Origin of the sequence: Paraliobacillus quinghaiensis (genome assembly GCF_003426025.1) — a bacterium.
Classification (GTDB): Bacteria; Bacillota; Bacilli; order Bacillales; family Amphibacillaceae; genus Paraliobacillus_A; species Paraliobacillus_A quinghaiensis.
Window position 1 is genome coordinate 1 of the sequence record NZ_QJSH01000054.1, and the last position, 2927, is coordinate 2927.

General features: G+C 52.1%; 1 rRNA gene. It reads left to right on the top strand.

The features are described from left to right. Positions 1–9: 9 nt before the first annotated feature. Positions 10–2927, top strand: a 23S ribosomal RNA gene (locus D2K40_RS16100).

Here is a 2927-nt window from a genome sequence, read left to right on the forward strand (position 1 = left end):
TGTAAATATAGTTAAGTAAGAAAGGGCGCACGGTGGATGCCTTGGCACTAGGAGCCGAAGAAGGACGGGACAAACACCGATATGTCTCGGGGAGCCGTACGTAGGCATTGATCCGGGAATTTCCGAATGGGGAAACCCCCTGCTCGTAATGGAGTAGGACACCTTACTGAATACATAGGTAAGGTGAGGCAGACCTGGGGAACTGAAACATCTTAGTACCCAGAGGAAGAGAAAGCAAATGCGATTTCCTGAGTAGCGGCGAGCGAAACGGAATCAGCCCAAACCAGAGAGCTTGCTCTCTGGGGTTGTAGGACACACCACATGGAGTTACAAAGAAACGTTTTACATGAATCGATCTGGAACGATCAGCCAAAGAAGGTAAGAGCCCTGTAATGAAAAGAATGTTTCCTCCGGTGTGTATCCTGAGTACGGCGGAACACGAGAAATTCCGTCGGAATCCGGGAGGACCATCTCCCAAGGCTAAATACTCCCTAGTGACCGATAGTGAACCAGTACCGTGAGGGAAAGGTGAAAAGCACCCCGGAAGGGGAGTGAAAGAGATCCTGAAACCGTGTGCCTACAAGTAGTCGGAGCCCGTTAATGGGTGACGGCGTACCTTTTGTAGAATGGACCGGCGAGTTACGATTCTTTGCAAGGTTAAGCCGCATAGGTGGAGCCGCAGCGAAAGCGAGTCTGAATAGGGCGAAATAGTAAAGGGTCGTAGACCCGAAACTGTGTGATCTACCCATGTCCAGGGTGAAGGTCAGGTAACACTGACTGGAGGCCCGAACCCACGCATGTTGAAAAATGCGGGGATGAGGTGTGGGTAGGGGTGAAATGCCAATCGAACACAGAGATAGCTGGTTCTCTCCGAAATAGCTTTAGGGCTAGCCTCAAGTAACGCATATTGGAGGTAGAGCACTGATTGGACTAGGGGCCCTTACCGGGTTACCGAATTCAGTCAAACTCCGAATGCCAATTATGTAGACTTGGGAGTCAGACTATGGGTGATAAGGTTCATAGTCGAAAGGGAAACAGCCCAGACCGTCAGCTAAGGTCCCAAAGTATACGTTAAGTGGAAAAGGATGTGGCGTTGCATAGACAACCAGGATGTTGGCTTAGAAGCAGCCATCATTTAAAGAGTGCGTAATAGCTCACTGGTCGAGTGACGCTGCGCCGAAAATGTACCGGGGCTAAACGTATCACCGAAGCTACGGATTGTTCTTTGAACAATGGTAGGAGAGCGTTCTAAGTGCTGTGAAGTCAGACCGTGAGGACTGGTGGAGCGCTTAGAAGTGAGAATGCCGGTATGAGTAGCGAAATAGAAGTGAGAATCTTCTACACCGAAAGCCCAAGGTTTCCTGAGGAAGGCTCGTCCGCTCAGGGTTAGTCGGGACCTAAGCCGAGGCCGAAAGGCGTAGGCGATGGACAACAGGTTGATATTCCTGTACCACCTCATGATCGTTTGAACAACGGGGGGACGCAGTAGGATAAGGAAAGCGCGCTGCTGGTTATGCGCGCCCAAGCAGTAAGACTGTTGAATAGGCAAATCCGTTCAACGTAAGGTCAAGCTGTGATGGGGAGGGAACTAAAGTACCGAAGTTCCGGATTTCACACTGCCAAGAAAAGCCTCTAGTGAGATCATAGGTGCCCGTACCGCAAACCGACACAGGTAGGCGAGAAGAGAATTCTAAGGTGATCGGGAGAACTCTCGTTAAGGAACTCGGCAAAATGACCCCGTAACTTCGGGAGAAGGGGTGCTTCTTGCATGAGAAGCCGCAGTGAAAAGGCCCAAGCGACTGTTTAGCAAAAACACAGGTCTCTGCGAAGCCGTAAGGCGAAGTATAGGGGCTGACACCTGCCCGGTGCTGGAAGGTTAAGGGGACATGTTAGCACGTTTCGTGCGAAGCTTTGAACCGAAGCCCCAGTAAACGGCGGCCGTAACTATAACGGTCCTAAGGTAGCGAAATTCCTTGTCGGGTAAGTTCCGACCCGCACGAAAGGTGCAACGACTTGGGCACTGTCTCAACGAGAGACCCGGTGAAATTATACGATGTGTGAAGATGCACATTACCCGCGACAGGACGGAAAGACCCCGTGGAGCTTTACTGTAGCCTGATATTGAATGTCGGCACAGCTTGTACAGGATAGGTGGGAGCCATTGAAGCGTGAGCGCTAGCTTACGTGGAGGCGCCCGTGGGATACCACCCTGGCTGTGTTGACCTTCTAACCCAGAACCGTGATCCGGTTCGGAGACAGTGTCAGGTGGGCAGTTTGACTGGGGCGGTCGCCTCCTAAAGAGTAACGGAGGCGCCCAAAGGTTCCCTCAGAATGGTTGGAAATCATTCGTAGAGTGTAAAGGCAGAAGGGAGCTTGACTGCGAGACCTACAAGTCGAGCAGGGACGAAAGTCGGGCTTAGTGATCCGGCGGTACCGTATGGAAGGGCCGTCGCTCAACGGATAAAAGCTACCCCGGGGATAACAGGCTTATCTCCCCCAAGAGTCCACATCGACGGGGAGGTTTGGCACCTCGATGTCGGCTCATCGCATCCTGGGGCTGTAGTCGGTCCCAAGGGTTGGGCTGTTCGCCCATTAAAGCGGTACGCGAGCTGGGTTCAGAACGTCGTGAGACAGTTCGGTCCCTATCCGTCGTGGGCGCAAGAAGTTTGAGAGGAGCTGTCCTTAGTACGAGAGGACCGGGATGGACACACCGCTGGTGTACCAGTTGTTCCGCCAGGAGCATCGCTGGGTAGCTACGTGTGGAAGGGATAAGTGCTGAAAGCATCTAAGCATGAAGCCCCCCTCAAGATGAGACTTCTCATCATTTAGAGTAAGATCCCTCAGAGACGATGAGGTTGATAGGTTCGAGGTGGAAGCGTGGTGACACGTGTAGCTGACGAATACTAATAGATCGAGGACTTAACTAT